The sequence below is a fragment of the Tetragenococcus halophilus subsp. halophilus DSM 20339 genome (genome assembly GCF_003841405.1).
Classification (GTDB): Bacteria; Bacillota; Bacilli; order Lactobacillales; family Enterococcaceae; genus Tetragenococcus; species Tetragenococcus halophilus.
Map to the genome: position 1 here is coordinate 304,585 of NZ_PXYA01000002.1, position 19,426 is coordinate 324,010.

Here is a 19,426-nt window from a genome sequence, read left to right on the forward strand (position 1 = left end):
TTACCTGTTCGCTATTTGAACAGATATCTTTTACATACATAATTTTCATAAAACTTTACATATCACATGTTACGCGTTACACTAGTAAATGTAGGTATTTAAGTAAAAAATACTAAAAAGGAGTATTTATATGTCAGTAAATATCGATTCAAAAGAATATCTAGAAAGAATGAACGCATGGTGGCGCGCAGCAAATTATATTTCTGTCGCACAAATTTTTCTAAGAGACAATCCTTTATTACGTCGTCCTCTTGAAAAAGAAGATATAAAAATTAATCCTATTGGTCATTGGGGAACTATCTCAGGACAAAACTTTATCTATGTTCATTTAAATCGTGTGATTAATAAATATGGTTTAAACATGTTCTACATTGAAGGACCAGGACATGGTGGACAAGTAATGGTATCTAACTCCTATATTGATGGTAGTTATTCAGAAATTTATCCAGATGTCACACAAGATGAAGCGGGTTTGAAAAAATTATTTAAACAATTTTCTTTTCCTGGTGGTATGGGTTCTCACGCAGCACCAGAAACGCCAGGTTCAATCCACGAAGGTGGCGAATTGGGCTATTCAATGTCCCATGCTGTTGGTGCGGTTTTAGATAACCCAGATGTTATTGCAGCAACAGTTATTGGCGATGGTGAAGCAGAAACAGGCCCACTAGCCGCTAGCTGGATGTCTAATAACTTTATTAACCCTGTAAATGATGGTGCAGTTTTGCCTATTTTAAACCTAAATGGTGCTAAAATCGCTAATCCTACTGTGCTAGCGCGTAAAAGCGATAAAGATTTGCAGAAATATTTTGAAGGCTTGGGCTGGAAACCTTACTTTGTTGAAGGTGACGACCCTGAAAAAATGCATCCATTAATGGCAGAAACATTGGACGCTGTTATTAATGAAATTCAATCGATTCAAAAAGAAGCTCGTAAAGGTTCAGCTGAAGATGTAGCTATGCCGCATTGGCCAGTCATTGTTTTCCGTACGCCAAAAGGTTGGGAAGGCCCAGAAAAATGGGATAATGAACAAATTGCTGGGACTTTCCGTGCGCACCAAGTACCAATTCCGGTAGATGCAAGTCATATGGAATATGCAAATGACCTAGCAAAATGGTTGAAATCTTACCGTCCTGAAGAATTGTTTGATGAAAATGGCACGATTATTGATGCAATTAAAGAACTTTCGCCTAAAGGTGACAATAGAATGTCAGTTAACCCTATTACTAATGGCGGACTTGACCCTAAAGCTCTTAATATGCCCGATTGGCACACGCATGCAGTAGACACCAGCAAGCGCGGTACAGATAAAGCACAAGATATGTCTGTTCTAGGTGGTTTTATTGCAGATATTATGGAAAATAATCCTAAAAATTTCCGTATTTTTGGACCAGATGAAACAAAATCAAATCGTTTAAACAAAGTATTCGACGTTACAAATCGGCAATGGGTAGAACCTAGAGAATTATCCGATGAATGGCAATCTGCTGTGGGTCGTGTGATTGATGGACAATTATCAGAACACCAAGCTGAAGGTTTCTTAGAAGGTTATACTCTTACTGGACGTCATGGTTTCTTTGCAAGCTATGAAGCTTTCTTGCGGATCGTAGATTCAATGTTAACACAACACTTTAAGTGGATTAGAAAAGCAAATGAAAAAAGCTGGCGTAAGAAATATCCATCTTTGAATGTAATTTCTTCATCAACAGCGTTCCAACAAGACCATAATGGATATACTCATCAAGACCCAGGCGTTATTACTCATTTAGCTGAGAAAAAACCTGAATATATTAGAGAATATTTCCCGGCTGATGCAAACAGCTTGATGGCTGTTATGGATAAAGCTTTAAAAGATGAAAATGTCATCAACTTGATTACATCTAGTAAGCATCCAAGACCACAATTTTATTCCGTCGAAGAAGCACAAGAACTTGTCGATTACGGCGTGAAGAAAATTGATTGGGCAAGTAACGATCAAGACAGCGAACCTGATATCGTATTTGCAGCTGCTGGTTCGGAACCAAACTTAGAAGCGTTAGCAGCTATCTCGATCTTACATGAACAATTCCCTGAAATGAAGATTCGTTTTATTAACGTTATCGATCTTTTGAAACTACGTCATCCTGATGTAGACCCACGTGGTTTAAGCGATGAAGCATTTGATGAATTGTTTACAACAGATAAACCTGTTATCTTTAACTTCCACGGTTATGAAGGATTGATTCGTGACATCTTCTTTACACGGCACAACCGTAATCTAAGCATTCATGGCTATCGTGAAGATGGAGACATCACAACACCATTTGATATGCGGGTTAAAAATGAATTGGATCGCTTCCATTTGGCCAAAGACGCTGCTAATACCATTTATGCAGAAAAAGCAGCTGATTTTATTCAAGAAATGGATAAAACTTTACAATATCATCATGATTATATTCGTGAAAATGGTGATGATATTAGTGAAGTACAAAATTGGGAATGGAAAGATTTGAAGTAATCTCACCCAAACAAAAAATATCCGCGCTCAATTAAAATTTGAGCACGGATATTTTTTATATTTCTTTACTTATTTGCCAATAACCAGTCTTCTTGTATAAACTGCTTGACCTGAATGCATGTCAGCATCATCAATAATAGAAACAATACGTGCCTGCCGAGTAACTACAGGTGTCCAATTTCTATCGATGACTTCATCAAGCATATCATCATTTAGTTGTTCCAGATAAGATTTTGTCAACTTAACAGCCGCATCTAAATAATCAACTAATAGTTGTCTATCATTGACTTTTACTTTCGCCGCTTCTTCAGGTGTGTGTATATAGTCTTGTGTATCATCTGGCAAGTCTAAGGAAAACTTCGTATTCCAACCATCGCTTGTCCGCATAGGTTCATTCCCCTTAAGTTCTGAAATTTGCAGGTCCAGCTCTCTTGCTGTATGCCACATAAGCCAAGTAACAGACTTGATAATCGGCGTAGGCATCGTATTTGCTCGTTCCATATCCATTTGATCCAGCGTATCAACAAGACGTTCTTGCGCACGATCTAAAGTATCCATAGACATTTGTGTACTTTGCATATTATCTCCTCCATTTTTATTTATAAATTATTACTCATCAAATAAAACGTTCCACTTTCAATCTAACACAGCTGGCAAATCACAACAAATTATTAACTTTTGTTGTATGTAAAAAAGCACCTAAGTAAAAAAGTTTACTTAGATGCTTTGATCTTTAATCAATATATTGTTCTAATGTTTGTTGCACTTGTTCTTTTGGATGGAAGCCTACTAATGTTTCAACAACTTCTCCATCTTTTTTAATCATTAAAGTAGGAATACTCATAATTCCAAATTGACTTGGTGTTTCTGGATTTTCGTCGATATCCATTTTGTTGAAAGCCACTTTATCGCCAATTTCTTCTGACAATTGTTCAATTGCTGGAGATTGCATCTTACATGGACCACACCAAGTTGCCCAAAAATCAGTTAGCGTTACTCCATTCGCTGTGTCTTTTGCAAAAGTTTGATCTGTTGTTACATCTACAGACATAATAAAAATCCTCCTTATAATAATTCTCATTTTTTAAATGTTTACTCTGTTTTTAGTGCTTCGGTAATATCTTCTTCCATTTTCTCTAGCTTGGTTTGTGGCGCGTATCGTTTAATAACTTCTCCGTCTCGCCCCACTAGAAATTTCGTAAAATTCCATTTAATCTTTCCATGACCAGCTGCCTCTTTTAAGTGGGTAAATAGCGGGTCTTCTTTGTTTCCATTTACTTCAACCCTTTTAGTCATTGGGAAAGTAACGCCATAATGGACTTTACAATAATTATCTGTTTCATCATCACTGTCTAGTTCTTGATGAAATTGGTTTGAAGGCAAACCTAACACTTCAAATCCTTGATCCTTATATTTTTGATAGAAAGATTCAAGTGTCTCAAGTTGAGGCGCAAGTCCACATTTACTAGCAGTGTTTACAATGACAACAACCTTGCCTTTGTAATCACTTAACTCAAGCGTTTCTCCGTTCATTTCTGTTTCCTTGAAATCATAAATTGTTGCCATGGTAAACCACTTCCCTTTCAAAAATGTGATTAAACCGTCTCTTGCGTTGTTTGTTCCAAGTAATTTTTCAAGCCATCCATCAAGTATTTATTATCTTCTAACATACGATAATACTGATCAGTGCTTATTCCAGCCTGTTCATTACATTTCTCAAGACAATTTTCGACTGCTGCTTTTTGTTCTCTACCTTTTTCAGTAAGCTGTATTGTCAATTGACGTTGATCATTTTCAGCTCGACAACGAGTCAACCAACCCGCACTTTCGAGTCGTTTTAACAACGGCGTTAAGGTGTTACTTGCCAAATCCAATTCTTTTGCTAAATCACTTAGCGTTTTACAATCTTGCTGCCAAAGAGCTAACAATACTATATACTGTGTATAAGTCAAATGGTAAGGTTCTAATGCTTTTTGATAGTATTTAGCAAAAAGCCGATTGACATTGTAAATCGAAAAACAAAGTTGGTCAGCTAATCTTGTATCTGTCATATCTTTCATCTAAAGCCACCCTTTGTTCTTATTATTTACACATTTGCTGCTTCAGTCTTTGCTTCTAATTCAGTAATGTATTGATAAGCTTTTTGTCCAGCAATCCCACCATCATTGGTTGCAGTAACTACTTGGCGCAATTCTTTCTTGCGAATATCACCTATAGCAAAAATACCAGGAATTGTTGTTTCCATATTTTCATTGGTAACAAACCAACCATTCTCATCGGTAATATTCAAAGATCTAAACGGCTCACTCATCGGTTCAATACCTACATAAATAAAAATGCCGCCTGCATCAGCAGTGAAAGGTTCTCCTGTTTTGTTGTTAACTCCCTTAACACCCGTTACTTTGTTACCATCACCGGTGATTTCTTGGACATTACTATCCCAAATGAAATCAATTTTATCATTCTTAAATGCACGGTCTTGGATAATTTGTTGTGCTCTTAATTCGTCACGGCGATGAATAATTGTTACTTTATCAACCAAACGTGTGAGGTATTCTCCTTCTTCTACTGCAGAATCGCCGCCGCCTATAACAACTACATGTTGATTACGGAAAAAGGCGCCATCACAAACAGCACAATTTGATACACCGCGTCCTCGATATTCTTCTTCGCCCGGAACACCTAGATCGCGATAATTCGAACCTGTCCCAATAATAATCGCTTTAGTTTCATAATTATCTGCATCAGTTTCGATGGTTTTATAATCACCATGATCAGTCACTGATTTAACCGTCCCATAACCAAAATCAGCACCAAATTGAATGGCTGAATCATACATTTCTTGTGATAAATCAGGTCCTAAAATAGATTTAAAACCAGGATAATTTTCAATTTCAGCTGTATTATTCATTTGTCCACCATAAATACCCCGATCGAGTAACATGACAGATAAATTTGCTCTTGAAGCATAAAGTGCTGCAGTCATACCTGCGGGTCCTGCTCCGATAATGACTACATCATATTTTTTTGCCATTTAAACACTTCCTTTATCCCAACATTCAATCGCGCACGATTGATTCTGTTTCTATACTAAACTTATTCTATAATTTTCGCAATTATTTTGTTTAACTTTCATTACAATAAATCAATCCTAACATTTATTGAACGATTTGTACTTCCAAAGCTTCTGAAAAATGTAATTGTCCATCTTTGGTAATTACCAAACCTTCTAATTCATTCGATTGATTTAAAATATCAATGATTTCATCCGGCTGTTTACCAAACAAACGTGTCGTCCAAATCTCGCCATCTACTGACTTATCAGAAACAATCGTTACACTCGCTAAATCTGTTTCAAGTGGAAATCCTGTTTCTTGATCAAAAATATGATGGAAAGTTTGACCATTGATCGTATTCGTCCGTTCATAGATCCCTGAGGTAACCACTGACTTATCTTTTACCCTAACAACTGCTTTTAGTTCTCCTCTTTTTGAAAATGGGCTTTGAATACCAATACGCCAACAACCATCTTCATGTTTTGGAGCAGGTCCATAAGTTAACACATTCCCCCCAAATCAATTAAGGCCGAATGTACACCATTTTCTTTAAAGAAAGTTAACAGTTTATCCGCAAAGTAGCCTTTAGCGATAGCGCCTAAATCTAAAGACATTCCTTTTTTCTCTAAAAAAACGGTCTTAGCTTCTTCATTTATATAAATATTTTGCGGATCAATTCGTTGTAATAATAATTGAACCATCTGATCTGACGGACGGTTGGCATTATCAAAACCGATACGCCAAGCTTGAATCAACGGTCCAATAGCAATATTTAAAAAACTATCTTTGGGCAAACTATGTTTCTTTCCTAATTGGATCAATTCAAATAATTCATCATCAGCCTTTACAGGTGCTACACCTGCTTGGTGATTGATTATCATTAATTCTGAAGCATCATCATTTGCGCTAAAACGTTTTTCATAATCGATGAGACGATTCTCGGCTTCTGGCAATAGTTCATCTGCTTGTTCATGTTGAATCCATAATTTAATGACTGTTCCCATCAAGTAACAGGTACGTCTTTCTTCATTCATAAGCTCCCTACTTTCTTTTTGTTAAAATTAATCGATAACCATCTAAAAAACTCGTCGCAAATGTCGACTGGTTTTTCACATAAATTTTTCCAAATTCATCAAGTAGGCCATGGAATTCTTGCGCCTGTTCTAGGGTAAAATCGTCTAATACTGGTAGAAGTTTTTTTAATGAGCGATAATTTTTGATTCCTTCCACCTGCAAAAAAGTAAATAATTTTTGTGTATATTTATCCGCTACAAATACTTTTTCAGCAAACACATAAAGCAGTAATACATCTGCAGTTTCCTCGCCAATCCCATGTAAAGACAATAATCGTTGACGTAGCTTCCCTTGATAAACTTTTTTTATTTTTTCTAAGTCAAAGTTATATTCTTGCAACCACTGAAATACGTCCATAATCGCTTTACTTTTATTTTTATAAAAACCGCTAGGACGAATCAAAGAGATTAGATGTTCTTTATCCAGTTTGCTAACTTCTTCGGGGGCAAAATCCGTCACTGATTTAATATTTGCTAATGATTTTTCAACATTCTTCCAATTTGTATTTTGAACTAAGATGGCGCCTAAAATAATTTCAAACTTACTATCTGCTGGCCACCATCCTTGCGGTCCCATTATAGCTAGCATTTTTTGATACAATTGATATAATGTTAGATACTGCATATTTACTTCTCTTTCCTATTTTATGCTATTTATTTTAACATAAATACTTCCTAAGATTGACCGCTTATTTATAAAAAAACAGACTAGAAAACGTAACAAAGTCTTCAGTCTGTAAAAGTACAATTTTTTATTTTTCTGGTATTTCAAGTGCTAAAAGATTAGCGTATTGTTGAGAGCCATGCATATCACTTTCTCCAACTGATCCTTGTGGCCAAGGTCGTGGGATCGTGATTTTAATTCCTCGAGCTGCTTTTATCTGTTCAAAAGCAATAATATCGTTTACATCTATTTGGTATAATTTAGCAAAGCTTTCTTTGGTTAAAACCTTACTGCTTACAAAATATTCATAGTCCTCTAAATTAGCAAAAAGAATATCAAAGGTTAACTCAAAAGGTCCTGAGTTCTTACTACGAATAACACGGGCATAGTCTTGTAATTTTATCATCTTCCCACCTCCTGCATTCTTACTGGAAATTGTCCTACAGGATCATCAATTTCTAATAAATGATAAACATTAAACTGACAAACTTTTCCTAATGGAATCTCTAAAGGAGTAAATGGCATACCAATATTTCCAGAAGTTGCAACACGTCCAGGATAACCGTAATGTAGTAATGTTGTGCGAATACGATTCACTACTAAATGTGCCATCTCTTGTGTAGGAGAGGCAACTTCTGCAATAACACACATTTCGTGTCCAACTTCATCGGCTAAACTTTCCAAATTTTTCATTGTAGCGTTTTTTCCATAGGGATGGAAAATTATTTGAGATTGTGCACATTCCTCTGGCAATTCTTTTTCTGTTTGATTTTTGACATAATCTAGTGCTTCATCTATCTGTGAAATTAATATGGGATCACGCAGGCCCATTACCGTAATCGAACGATAACCAGTAACTTTAGCGCCTTCTAGTTTAACTGTATACTGCTCATCTTTTATAAAACGACTTCCAGAAACCCGGGTAATACGATCTGTTTCAGCATTAAATTCACACTCTTCTAGATTTAACACGCCACCCGGACCAGGTAAGTTTAAGGCGCTACTTTTTTCATACATCGTATGTGCCGCCACGGTATGTGGCATCGCTTTAGCATTCGGGTCCATCGGCTCAATCAAAAAATGATCAGAACGCAAAGTCCCCAGAACTGTTTTACCTGCTGGCACACAACAGATTGCTCCACATTCGATAATTTTTCCCATATGCCAAGCTAATGCTGGATCAAAACCATAATACATCCCTAAAGCAGCTGTTGGTGAAGGATCATAAGTGCGTCCTGCAATAATCACATCCGGTTTGTTTTCTGCTTGTAATAAAGCTAGATAAGGCTCTGCACCCATTTGTGCGGTGATCACTGTTGTTTGTTCTATTTCTTCCAAGTTTATTTCAGGCACATTTTGCATAGCCGTTATTTTCTCATCGTTTAAAGCGCTAGCAATTTCGGTTTTAGGAATATCACTATAAATTCTTGCAACACTGGCTGACAAATTTTGTTCTTTTGCAATTTGTTCGACCATTTCGGCGAATAAATCAACGTGCTGATTGCTACCATCGCCGCCTGCTGAACTTACAATTAAAGGAATCCCTGCTTTTTTAGCTGCTGGCACTAAAATAGAAAGCTCCTTATAATAAGCAGACTCAGGACAAGTCATTTCCCCTAAAGCTAGTTTTTGCGGACCGGAATCAGTAGAACCTGCATCAACAACAATACCATGAGGCTGCCTTTTCATTCCTCGCTCAAAATCTTCTAATGGAAATCCATAACCTAACATCCCATTAGGAACCATTATACGTAATTCATCCATCCTATCTTTTACCTCCCTTTCATATATGACTCATAATTATTGTATACTCAAATAGAATAAACGTCTAACGTATTTTTTAATCGTTTATTTTGAATCTTGATAGAAAATTGAATGACTGTCCTGTCTTTCATAATTATTGGAGGCAACTCCTTTTATATCGCGCCAATAACTTTGCAGATTGGTGATACATCTCTCGACTTCCCTCCAATATTTTACAGATTGGTGGCACTTCGCTTGACTTCCCTCCAATATTTTGCAGATTGGTGGTACATCTCTCGACTTCCCTCCAATATTTTATAAATTGGTGGCACTTCGCTCGGTTTTCAATAATCTTCCTTGTTGAGTCTAGGTTTAAATCTGCTATTGAAAAAGCTTAGCAGACAGAATTATTGAATTTTTCACAAATTCTGCTATAATGAACATAAGTTCTCAATAACTGTTTGGACATTTCCTGCACAATATTTGAGAGCTATTTTTATGAAGATAAATAAGGTGATCAAAACGAATCAAAAAATAAAAAACAAATTAGCCTTACTTCCTGATCAACCTGGTTGCTATATTATGAAAGATCAAACAGGGACGATCATATACATCGGCAAAGCCAAAATCTTAAAAAATCGTGTACGTTCTTATTTCACTGGCGGTCACGATACAAAAACTGAACACCTAGTAAGCGAGATTGCTGATTTTGAATACATTGTTACTGAATCAAATATTGAAGCACTGTTGTTAGAAAATAATTTAATTAAAGAAAACTTGCCTCGTTACAATATCATGTTGAAAGATGACAAAACTTATCCTTTCATCAAAATTACCAATGAGAAATATCCGCGGCTTTTGATTACTCGTAAAGTATTAAAAGATGGGGCAGAATATTTCGGTCCTTATCCTGATATAGGTGCTGCTAATGAAACCAAAAAAATCTTAGATCGTATTTTTCCTTTACGTAAATGTGGACCTCATCAAAAAACACCTTGTTTGTATTACCATCTAGGACAATGTTTGTGTCCATATGCTTTTGATGTTGACCCAGCGGTTTATAAAGGTATTGTAAAAGAAATCAAACACTTTTTTAACGGCGGTTATAAAGATGTTCAAACAGCATTAAAGGGACAAATGGATGAGGCTGCTGAAAATATGGAATTTGAGAAAGCGGCAGAACTACGTGATCAGATCAATTCCATCGATACGATTATGACTCGCCAAAAAATGACCTCTACTGATTTAAAAGATAAAGATGTCTTTGGCTATACAGTAGATAAAGGTTGGATGTGTGTCCAAGCATTCTTTATCCGACAAGGAAGAATGATTCAACGCGATGCATCAATTTTTCCGTTTTATAAAGAAGAAACAGATGATTTCTTGACATTTATCGGTCAATTTTATCAAAAAAATGAACACTTTATTCCCAAAGAGATCTTAATTCCAAATGATATTGATAAAACAGCGGCAGAAGCATTATTAGATACGAAAATTTTACAACCACAACGTGGCCAAAAGAAAAAATTAGTTGAATTAGCGAATAAAAATGCGCAGGTTGGCTTGCAAGAAAAATTTGATTTGATCGAACGAGCACAAGAACGGACAGTAGGTGCTGTTGAAAGATTAGGACAAGCACTTAATATTCCTACTCCTATACGTATTGAAGCCTTTGATAATTCAAATACTATGGGAACAAATCCAGTTTCTGCGATGGTCGCTTTTGTGGATGGTAAACCTGCAAAAAAAGATTATCGTAAATACAAAATTAAGACGGTCGAAGGACCGGATGATTATGCTTCGATGCGTGAAGTGATTTATCGTCGTTACTCGCGCGTACTAAAAGAAGAAGGTATTCTACCTGATTTAATTTTAATTGATGGCGGTAAAGGGCAAGTAGATGCGGCCAAAGAAGTATTAGAAAATCAACTGGGTGTAGATATTCCTGTCGCAGGTTTGGCTAAAGATGATAAACACAAAACTAGTGAACTATTGTTTGGAGAAGAGCTGACTCCTGTGCCTCTTGATCGTAGCTCTACTGAATTTTTCTTGCTGCAACGGATTCAGGATGAAGTACACCGTTTCGTTATAAATTTTCACCGTCAACTACGAAGCAAAAACAGTTTCTCTTCAAAATTAGATGAAGTTACAGGACTAGGGCCAAAACGAAAGAAAAAATTGCTGAAAAAATTTAAGTCCTTAAAAGGAATCCAACAAGCATCCCTTGAAGACTTACAAGAAGCAGGAATTCCTAAAAAAGTGGCTGAAACAGTTATGAAAGAATTGGCTCCTGTAAAAAAATAACAAAAGACCGCGAAGTTTGTATCTCGTTTAAAAGTAATACAAACTTTATCGCGATCTTTTTTTAGTAGTTTTATCTTATAAATACGCGATTAAACAAAGGTTTCATCTTGTTTTTCTTCCTTAATAAGAAGAAAAAGACTGTAACGGATGAGTATGTAAATACATAAAAAAATAGCAAGAATAATCTGTATATTGGCTATCACAGTAATTATTTTGCTAAAACTATAACCTTGTATTATAAAAAATTCCGCTGCTTTTTTTGTCGCTAAAGCAGAGATGGCAAAGGGAAACGTCGCTGCAGAAAAAGTAGGAAAAAAGATTTGGTGGTTCATACGAATAAAAAAGTAATAGCCTGAAAATGTACTCACTAAGGATAGACTCAGCAATACACCGACTACTTCAACAGAAGGATTTAAAAATGACGATAAATACCCTGCTAAACACAAATTAGCAGGTGCTGCAATAATCATATTCGTAGGTTGTAAAAATATAGACATTTTTTTGATAACAAAAATACGATATATAACCGGTAGTAATAAAATAGCAAAAAACACAAATCCTAAATAAAATAAAATTTTTCCTAAGGTTAACATCGCAAAAACAGGCGCCGTTACACTAGCGACAACAAAGCCCACAAACGGTATAAAGTAAGTAGCGCAAAATCCTTCCCAAGTATACCTACGCACAAAATTGTTGATAATAAAAATTAACAAGATAAAGTGCAGAACTAAGCCAATGAACCATATAAACTTGGCGAAATTTTCATTTAAAAAAAGTAAATAAGTTGAAAAAACGATCAAAACCATAGGAAAAGTTGCAGAACTGCTTACAATAATAGGATTTGTTAACTCTAATCTCACTAGTTTAGCTGATGTAAATAGTTTGATTATAATTAATATTAAAATAAGACTAGCAATTATACCACAGAAAATATACATTACAGAGGATATCTCTTTTAAGATATTTCCCCAAGTTAAAAAAGCAAGAGCCACTCCAGCAATAGGTAAAGGTAATTTTTGCATAAGCTAATCCTTACTCTCCTCTTCTACAATAGGTAAATCTTTTTCTCTTGCTATGATGCGCGCCAAATCCTCTGCTACTTCACCTGTAAAACGCACACATTGTTTTTTATGTTCAGGAGAACCCATTTCAAATTTGTGAGTTAAAATACTACAGCAAGCAACTCGATTACGTGCTAAAAATTTCTTATGTAATTCTTGGGATAGTTCCAATGTTTTTTCACTTTTATCTCTTTGCCCCCCAGTGGTTCGTCCAAAAGCGTATCCAATACACATTACACCACCTGAAATCGCACCACACATACATTTGCTACGACCTACTCCTATAGGAAAACCTGAAGCTGCCGCAATCAGCTCTTCAGGCATATCATCTAAAAGTGTTTCTTTGAATGCGGATACAATTCCTTCTGAACAATACATGCCCCCATCACGATAATTTTCTTCAGCTGCTTCTCGAATCTTTTTTACATCAATTTCTTTTAACATTTTTTCGCTCCTTAATAAGCTTTTCGCTATCTCAAACAAAGTATAACACTTTCTAAGAGCTATTAAAATATTTTTTTGCACAACTAATTATTTTTTATTTTATGCCATCTTCTCCGAATTTCTCCTTTTAAATATTGGTAGAACAAAAAACGTTGTCGATATCTTTTGATCCGTTTATATCTTTTTGGATTCTTTTTATAAAATTGTTGATAATGATTTTCAACTGGCCAAAAAGTACTTATCGCTTTAATTTCTGTGATGATCGGTTGCTTATATCTAGCTGATTCAATCATTTTTTGCTTTGATTTTTCTGCAATTTTTCGTTGCTGCTCATTTCTTACAAAAATAATAGGGCGATATTGATTCCCTCTGTCTTGAAATTGGCCTTGGTTATCTGTTGGATCGATAAGTTGCCAATATAAATCCACTAATTCTTGATAGCTAATCTTGCGCGTATCAAATATGATTTCAACCGCTTCAACGTGCCCTGTGCCACCACTAAGAACCTCATCATAACTTGGATATTGGGTGTCACCTCCGGTAAATCCTGATAAAACAGAATCAATGCTTGCTCTTGTTTCAAAAGGCTCTACCATACACCAAAAACAACCACCGCCAAATACTGCGTAATCTTGATGAGTGAAATCTTTAATCATATGTTTTGAAAAATCATACTGTTCTTCTTCAATAGATTCTCCTAATATTTTTAAATAAAAATCTGCGACGTCTCCAGTCAAGTTATCCCGTAGCGCAAGTGGACGTAATTTTTCTTCCAATTTTGCCATCTGAACTTTGGAATTCTCATTTGTTTCTAAGGCATCTTTTGTGGTTGTTAATACAGAGCGCTCCCAATCCCGCGTATCTTTATTCAAAATAAGATTATAAAGTTCTCTTAGCGCCTCTTCCCTTGTTAGATTCATATCCATCCCTCCTAAGAGAATTAGTCAAAAAACACAATGTTCTTTCAAAACAAAACAATTTTACAATATATGTTTCAAAGTAAATAATCCTGCTAATACTATTATAAACACTAATTTTTTATACTGCTAATATTCACCATCATGTATACAACAAAGCAAATAGTACTTTATAAAAAACAAAACTTTTCAAAAAAGTTGTAAAACTAAACAAGAATAATATTCTTTAAAAGAATACGTAGATTATAAAAGGTTATTTTTAATAATTTCTATATTGGTATTGATAGCTAAAGTCCCATCTACTATTAAATCTACTTCTTGAATGACAAAATTTTCATAATCTATAAAAATCGATCGACCAAAATTTAAATAGTGTTCTGTCATACTTTTTATACTACTAGAAGTTTCATCTTTAAAATCTCGTAATAACCTACGAGCAAAACAAATATCTAAAGGAGTTTTTACATAGATTACTTTATCAATTATCGCTTTGATAGATTTATGTTTATAACCAAAAGGAAAATCAACAAACAAGTAAGTATAATTACCGTATACCATTTTTAAATCTTCTAATAGCGCACTAATATCATATTGATTTACAGCTAATTGAATAGGCGTATATAAAGAAGGCGCAGAAGGAAGCGCATCAATATCATAATCATCAAAAAATAAGCATTTGCTATTTGTATAATTTTTTGCAAGTTCTCGAACAAAAGTCGTTTTCCCACTACCGCCCATACCACTAACAATAACTACTTTACTATTTATCATTTAACAATGTCCTCCTATATTAAAACCAATAGACGCTAACTATTTATTTATGATAAGGCTCACCACGATTGATTCGAAAGGCACGATAAATTTGTTCAACTAAAATAAGGCGCATCAACTGATGAGGATAGGTCATTTTTCCAAAAGAGATCTGTGCGTTACTTCTTTTTAAAACTTCTTCACTCAGTCCTAAAGAACCCCCGATAACAAAAGTTAAATGACTCGTTCCTCCTGTTGTTAATTGGTCTATTTGTTTTGCAAAGGCTTCGCTAGAAGGATTTTTCCCATCAATTGCTAAAGCAAATAAGAACTCTGTATCACGGACTTTTGCTAAGATGCGCTCCCCTTCTTTATCTTTCACTTTTTTCATTTCTGCTTCGCTCAGATTTTCTGGTGCTTTTTCGTCTGTAACTTCAATCAATTCAATCTTTGTGTATGCTTGCAGCCGTTTGGTATATTCTTGAATTCCTTGGACAAGATATTTTTCTTTTAATTTTCCTACACTAATAATTTTAATATTCATAAAAGACTCCTTTTCAATTTTCAACAAAGTTATTCACAATTTAAACAGACTTATCCCTAGTTTTCTGTGGATAACATCCCTTTTATCATAAGGTTTTTTATAGGAACGTATGTTTTTAACAAAAATATCCACTTTATCCACACCCCTGTGGATAAAAAACACTTCACTTATACACAAGTTTTCCGCAAAATTTTACACAGCTTTTGTGGAATTTTTTTCTTCATTTTTTTGAAATTTTTTTATCCCAAGTTTTTCATAATTCTTTCAAAGTCTGGCAGTAGACTAAACTTACCTGATAATATTATACTAGGAGTATAGCAATTACCAAGGAGGTAATGATCATGGCAAAAAAGAATGTAACACCTGATTCTAAAAAAGGCGGGTGGATTAAAAAATTCGGAATTGGCCTATTAGGTGGATTAATAGGCGGGTTACTTGTCATTGGTGGCTTTTATTATTTTTCTAATGGTAACCCATTTCAAACAAATGAAGCAACTTCTTCATCTGGCGTAACAGATAATAACGACGACGTACAGGTCAGTGATGTTAAAGTTGATGCCGATAGTGATACCACAGACGCTGTAGAAAATGTACAAAATGCTGTCGTTTCAGTGATCAATTTACAAAACTCTTCTCCTCAAGAAAGCGGAGGTATTTTTGGCACCGAGCAACCAGAAGGCAACTCTGAAGACGACGAGGAGCCAGCTGGTGAAGGTAGTGGTGTGATTTACAAAGAAGATGGCGGCGATGCCTACATTGTAACAAATAATCACGTAGTTGCCGGACAAAGTGGCTTGGAAGTAGTTATGGCAGACGGTAGTAGAGAACAAGCAGAATTAGTAGGTACTGATGCTTATACTGACTTAGCCGTATTAAAAATTTCTTCTGATAATGTAGACACAGTAGCTACATTCGGTGATTCTGATGAATTACAAGTAGGTGAACCAGCGATCGCTATTGGTTCTCCTCTAGGTTCTGATTATGCTAATTCAGTAACCCAAGGAATTATTTCTTCAGTCAATCGTTTAGTATCCAGCCAAAATGAATCTGGCGAAGATGTGAGCACAAATGCTATTCAAACGGACGCTGCAATCAACCCAGGAAATTCTGGCGGGCCATTGGTCAATGCTGGTGGACAAGTTGTTGGAATTAACTCCAGTAAAATTGCTAGTTCCGGACAAGCTGGCGTAAGTGTTGAAGGCATGGGCTTTGCTATTCCAAGTAATGATGTAACAGATATTATTAATGAATTGGAAGAAAATGGTGAAATTGCTCGTCCAGCGTTAGGCATCTCCATGCTTGATTTAAATACCATTCCTACAGAACAAAGACAACGTGTTTTACAAATCCCTGAGGATGTAGAAAACGGCGTTGTTGTAGAAAACCCTGGCGATGGCACACCAGCAAGTGATGCAGGATTAGAACAATATGATGTTATTACAAAAGTTGACGATAAAGAAATAAAAGATTCTACTGAGCTACGTGCCGCTTTATATGAAAAATCAGTAGGAGATACTTTGAAATTGACTTTTTATCGACAAGATGACGCACAATCTGTAAATGTTAAACTATCAGAAGATCAATCAATCATTGAAAGCAACAACGAATAAAACATAGAAAAAGCGAGGTCGAAATAAAAACGACCTCGCTTTTTTATGCTTTCACACTAAACGGTTCTCCTACAACAGTACCTTGCGCTAGTTCTAGTATTCCACGCTTTTCAGAAGCGTTAGGTAAATGTAGTTCTCTAGCCGAACAAATCATACCAAAACTTTCAACACCCCGCAGTTTTCCTGGCCAAATTATACTACCATCTGGCATCATCGCTCCAGGTTTAGCAACGACAACTTTCAACCCTCGACGAATATTAGGCGCACCGCATACAATCTGCAGTGTTTCTTCGTGATCAACTTCAACTTCAGTAACCGATAAATGATCACTATCTTTATGGGGTTCACAAGTTTTCACATAACCCACAACAAAGCTAGCTTGTTGTTTGAAAGCTAATGTTTCAGTAAATCCAGCTTCTTCTATCACTTGATTTAATACCTTCATTTGTTCTTTAGTAAGTTGCACTTGTCCAATATCTTGTAAAGCCATCAGTTGTGAAATACCAAAAATATTCCATCCAACTGTGCGCTTATCTTCTGTTTGAATACGCGCAACTCTTCCCTTGCGTGTAACTTCTTGAATCATTCCTTTATCATCATCTGTAACAATCAATAATGTATCACCGACATAGGCTGGATTATAAGCAAAAATCAAAATTGTTCCTCCTAAAAATTCATTTCACAGCGTATTTTTTCCGTCATTATGTCTAAGATTCCTCTATACTTGGCGTAATCACCAAAACATCACAAGGTGCTTGGCGGATAACATAGCTTGCTATACTACCAGTAATAAAACGTTCTACAGCATTTAAACCAGATTGACCCACCATAATTAAATCTACACCATATTTTTCTGGAAGTTCAACAGTTAAAACATTTTTAGCTGATCCATAGACTACTAATCCTTCAACATTTTCAAAAGAAACGGAGTTGGCGTATGCTTTACATTCTTCGATCAATTCATTCGCATCTTTTTCTTCTTGAGCAAGCACTGATTCACCCAAAGGAGCAAACCCCATTGTTGAAGGAACTTGTTGTTCAATTACTTTAACTACCAGCACGCGTCCATTGTTTCTTCTGGCAACCTCAATCGCTTTTTCAAATGCTTCGTTTGCTTGAGAAGAACCATCCACGCCAACTAGAACGGTTTGATATGTTTGATCCATTTTTCTCACCCTTTGTATTTTTTTATCTTACACTGCTCAGAAAATCTTCAATTTCTTCTTTAGTTTTCCTATTTTTGCTAACAAAGCGTCCACGCTCTTCACCATTCTTTATTACTACAAAACTAGGAATACCTAAAATGTTCCACATCTTGGCAATGTCTATATATTGATCACGGTCAACTTCAATAAACTGTAAATCAGGGAAATCCGCTTCAATTTCTGGTAAATAAGGTTTAATAAAACGACAATCACCACACCAATCTGCCATAAAACAAAAAACATTTTCGCCATTTTCTACATAATTAGCTAAATCTTCAACATTTTTTGGAATAATCATAAGTCGCCAACTTTCTCTTTATATTAATCTCATTATAACATTTTTTATGCAAAACCGTTATTTTAATATTTAATGAAAATCAGCTCTTTATTTTCCCGCAATAATCGTTTCGATTGTCGTTTTATCCAAACCTTTTAATACTTGGATTAACATTTCGCGCGCAGCTTCAAAATCGGCAATATTAAACATGGTTTGATGTGTATGAATATAGCGTCCACATACACCAATGACTGAGCTTGGAATTCCGTTATTTGCAGTATGTGCATTGCCTGCATCAGTCCCGCCTTTAGAAACAAAATATTGGTAGGGAATATTATGTGTTTCTGCCGTATCTAATAGATATTCTTTTAAACGCGGCAACATAATCAAACCTGGATCATAAAGCCGCAATAAGGTCCCTTCACCTAAATGACCAAAAGTGCCTTTTGTCGTTTTAGTGTCATCGGCAGCTGAACAATCAACCGCGAAAAATAAATCTGGATCAAATTTAGTCACTGCTGGTTTCACACCACGTAAACCAACTTCTTCTTGTACATCAGCGCCTGCAATCAAGTGATGTCCTAATTTTTCATTTTTTAAAGCTTCCAAAGCTTCTAAAACAACTGTACAGCCATATCGGTTGTCCCAAGATTTTGCGATAATATTTTTCCCATTTGCAGTTTTTGTGGTTTCTACTGCTGGAACTAATGTATCACCAGGACGTACACCGTATTCTTCTGCTTCTTCTTTAGATTCAAAACCTGCATCAAATAAAATATCTGTTACTTGCAATGCTTTTTGTCCAGCAGTGCCTCGCAAAAGATGAGGAGGAATAGAAGAAGAGATACAAGGGTAGTTTCCTTTTGCCGTTTGTAAGGTAAAACGTTGTGCCGAAACTACATAAGGATTCCACCCACCTAGAGGCGTTACTTCAAATAATCCTCGGTCTGTAATCTGGGTAACCATAAAGCCGACTTCGTCCATATGCGCTGCTACCATAACACGTGGTGCTGTTTTGTCCTCATTTTCACGAATGCCAAAAACACCACCCAAACCATCTTGTTGCACGTCATCGACTAAGGGAGTCATCGCCTTTTTCATATATGCACGGATGTCTTGTTCAAATCCGCTCGTGCCTTGTAATTCTGTTAATTCTTTAATCCGTTGAAATGTTTTGTCTTCCATATTAATATCTGGCAAAAGCCAAATCTTACCTCCTTTTTGTGTCTTATATTTTTTATTATAACGCAAATTCGGTTACAGAAAAGCAAGTTTGATCGTAAA

20 protein-coding genes and 1 pseudogene are annotated in these 19,426 nt (G+C 35.7%); 3 read left to right on the plus strand and 18 right to left on the minus strand.

Features of this window, described 5'->3' with window-relative positions:
* Window positions 1-130: 130 nt before the first annotated feature.
* Complete coding sequence (locus C7K42_RS07125) at window positions 131-2,494, plus strand: phosphoketolase family protein (RefSeq protein WP_103092024.1); 2,364 nt, start codon at window positions 131-133, stop codon at window positions 2,492-2,494.
* Window positions 2,495-2,563: 69 nt separating this feature from the next.
* Here C7K42_RS07125 and C7K42_RS07130 read toward each other — a convergent pair whose 3' ends face one another.
* The 9 genes and pseudogenes from C7K42_RS07130 to C7K42_RS07170 form a co-directional block, all read right to left on the minus strand.
* Window positions 2,564-3,073 (minus strand): DinB family protein, encoded by a 510-nt coding sequence (locus tag C7K42_RS07130; protein ID WP_103099635.1) that lies wholly within the window; start codon window positions 3,071-3,073, stop codon window positions 2,564-2,566.
* A gap of 154 nt (window positions 3,074-3,227) precedes the next feature.
* Window positions 3,228-3,545, minus strand: a complete 318-nt coding sequence (gene trxA / locus C7K42_RS07135) for a thioredoxin (protein ID WP_103092026.1) — start codon at window positions 3,543-3,545, stop codon at window positions 3,228-3,230.
* Between the two features lie 41 nt (window positions 3,546-3,586).
* The gene (locus C7K42_RS07140; protein WP_061840680.1) at window positions 3,587-4,060 is read right to left on the minus strand and encodes a glutathione peroxidase; all 474 of its coding nucleotides are present in this window, start codon (window positions 4,058-4,060) and stop codon (window positions 3,587-3,589) included.
* A gap of 29 nt (window positions 4,061-4,089) precedes the next feature.
* Window positions 4,090-4,554: a MarR family winged helix-turn-helix transcriptional regulator gene (locus tag C7K42_RS07145; protein ID WP_014123662.1), complete on the minus strand. Its 465-nt coding sequence runs from the start codon at window positions 4,552-4,554 to the stop codon at window positions 4,090-4,092.
* 26 nt (window positions 4,555-4,580) lie between these two features.
* Entirely contained in the window at window positions 4,581-5,528 is a 948-nt protein-coding gene (gene trxB / locus C7K42_RS07150; protein WP_014123661.1) for a thioredoxin-disulfide reductase, read from the minus strand.
* A 124-nt stretch (window positions 5,529-5,652) separates the two neighbouring features.
* Window positions 5,653-6,584, minus strand: a pseudogene (locus C7K42_RS07155) (FAD:protein FMN transferase).
* 7 nt (window positions 6,585-6,591) lie between these two features.
* Window positions 6,592-7,248 (minus strand): endonuclease III domain-containing protein, encoded by a 657-nt coding sequence (locus C7K42_RS07160; RefSeq protein WP_103083693.1) that lies wholly within the window; start codon window positions 7,246-7,248, stop codon window positions 6,592-6,594.
* Window positions 7,249-7,375: 127 nt separating this feature from the next.
* A complete protein-coding gene (locus tag C7K42_RS07165; protein ID WP_014123658.1) occupies window positions 7,376-7,693 on the minus strand; it encodes a DUF4387 domain-containing protein in 318 nt (105 codons plus the stop codon).
* The gene (locus tag C7K42_RS07170; RefSeq protein ID WP_103092027.1) at window positions 7,690-9,051 is read right to left on the minus strand and encodes an acyclic terpene utilization AtuA family protein; all 1,362 of its coding nucleotides are present in this window, start codon (window positions 9,049-9,051) and stop codon (window positions 7,690-7,692) included. Before C7K42_RS07170 ends, C7K42_RS07165 begins: the two co-directional genes overlap by 4 nt.
* Before the next feature lie 477 nt (window positions 9,052-9,528).
* On the opposite strand from C7K42_RS07170, the gene uvrC reads away from it, so the two are divergent.
* The gene (gene uvrC / locus C7K42_RS07175; protein WP_041591746.1) at window positions 9,529-11,334 is read left to right on the plus strand and encodes an excinuclease ABC subunit UvrC; all 1,806 of its coding nucleotides are present in this window, start codon (window positions 9,529-9,531) and stop codon (window positions 11,332-11,334) included.
* A gap of 89 nt (window positions 11,335-11,423) precedes the next feature.
* Here uvrC and C7K42_RS07180 read toward each other — a convergent pair whose 3' ends face one another.
* From C7K42_RS07180 to rlmH, 5 genes are all read right to left on the minus strand, one after another.
* The gene (locus tag C7K42_RS07180) at window positions 11,424-12,356 is read right to left on the minus strand and encodes a TDT family transporter (protein WP_014123655.1); all 933 of its coding nucleotides are present in this window, start codon (window positions 12,354-12,356) and stop codon (window positions 11,424-11,426) included.
* 3 nt (window positions 12,357-12,359) lie between these two features.
* Window positions 12,360-12,839: a C-GCAxxG-C-C family protein gene (locus C7K42_RS07185; protein WP_014123654.1), complete on the minus strand. Its 480-nt coding sequence runs from the start codon at window positions 12,837-12,839 to the stop codon at window positions 12,360-12,362.
* An 83-nt stretch (window positions 12,840-12,922) separates the two neighbouring features.
* The gene (gene msrA / locus C7K42_RS07190; protein ID WP_103083697.1) at window positions 12,923-13,759 is read right to left on the minus strand and encodes a peptide-methionine (S)-S-oxide reductase MsrA; all 837 of its coding nucleotides are present in this window, start codon (window positions 13,757-13,759) and stop codon (window positions 12,923-12,925) included.
* A gap of 240 nt (window positions 13,760-13,999) precedes the next feature.
* Window positions 14,000-14,527 carry a nucleoside/nucleotide kinase family protein gene (locus C7K42_RS07195; RefSeq protein WP_014123652.1) on the minus strand — a complete coding sequence of 176 codons (528 nt, stop codon included), beginning with the start codon at window positions 14,525-14,527 and terminating at the stop codon, window positions 14,000-14,002.
* 43 nt (window positions 14,528-14,570) lie between these two features.
* The gene (gene rlmH / locus C7K42_RS07200; RefSeq protein ID WP_014123651.1) at window positions 14,571-15,050 is read right to left on the minus strand and encodes a 23S rRNA (pseudouridine(1915)-N(3))-methyltransferase RlmH; all 480 of its coding nucleotides are present in this window, start codon (window positions 15,048-15,050) and stop codon (window positions 14,571-14,573) included.
* 341 nt (window positions 15,051-15,391) lie between these two features.
* Between rlmH and C7K42_RS07205 the strand changes: the two genes are divergently transcribed.
* Complete coding sequence (locus C7K42_RS07205) at window positions 15,392-16,660, plus strand: S1C family serine protease (protein WP_061840691.1); 1,269 nt, start codon at window positions 15,392-15,394, stop codon at window positions 16,658-16,660.
* Window positions 16,661-16,703: 43 nt separating this feature from the next.
* Here C7K42_RS07205 and ytpR read toward each other — a convergent pair whose 3' ends face one another.
* The 4 genes from ytpR to pepA all read right to left on the minus strand — a co-directional run bounded on the left by ytpR (window position 16,704) and on the right by pepA (window position 19,327).
* A complete protein-coding gene (ytpR, locus tag C7K42_RS07210; protein ID WP_094244016.1) occupies window positions 16,704-17,315 on the minus strand; it encodes a YtpR family tRNA-binding protein in 612 nt (203 codons plus the stop codon).
* A 52-nt stretch (window positions 17,316-17,367) separates the two neighbouring features.
* Window positions 17,368-17,826 (minus strand): universal stress protein, encoded by a 459-nt coding sequence (locus C7K42_RS07215; RefSeq protein ID WP_014123648.1) that lies wholly within the window; start codon window positions 17,824-17,826, stop codon window positions 17,368-17,370.
* A gap of 22 nt (window positions 17,827-17,848) precedes the next feature.
* A complete protein-coding gene (locus C7K42_RS07220) occupies window positions 17,849-18,163 on the minus strand; it encodes a thioredoxin family protein (protein ID WP_014123647.1) in 315 nt (104 codons plus the stop codon).
* Window positions 18,164-18,250: 87 nt separating this feature from the next.
* Window positions 18,251-19,327: a glutamyl aminopeptidase gene (gene pepA / locus C7K42_RS07225; protein WP_014123646.1), complete on the minus strand. Its 1,077-nt coding sequence runs from the start codon at window positions 19,325-19,327 to the stop codon at window positions 18,251-18,253.
* Window positions 19,328-19,426: the final 99 nt, after the last annotated feature.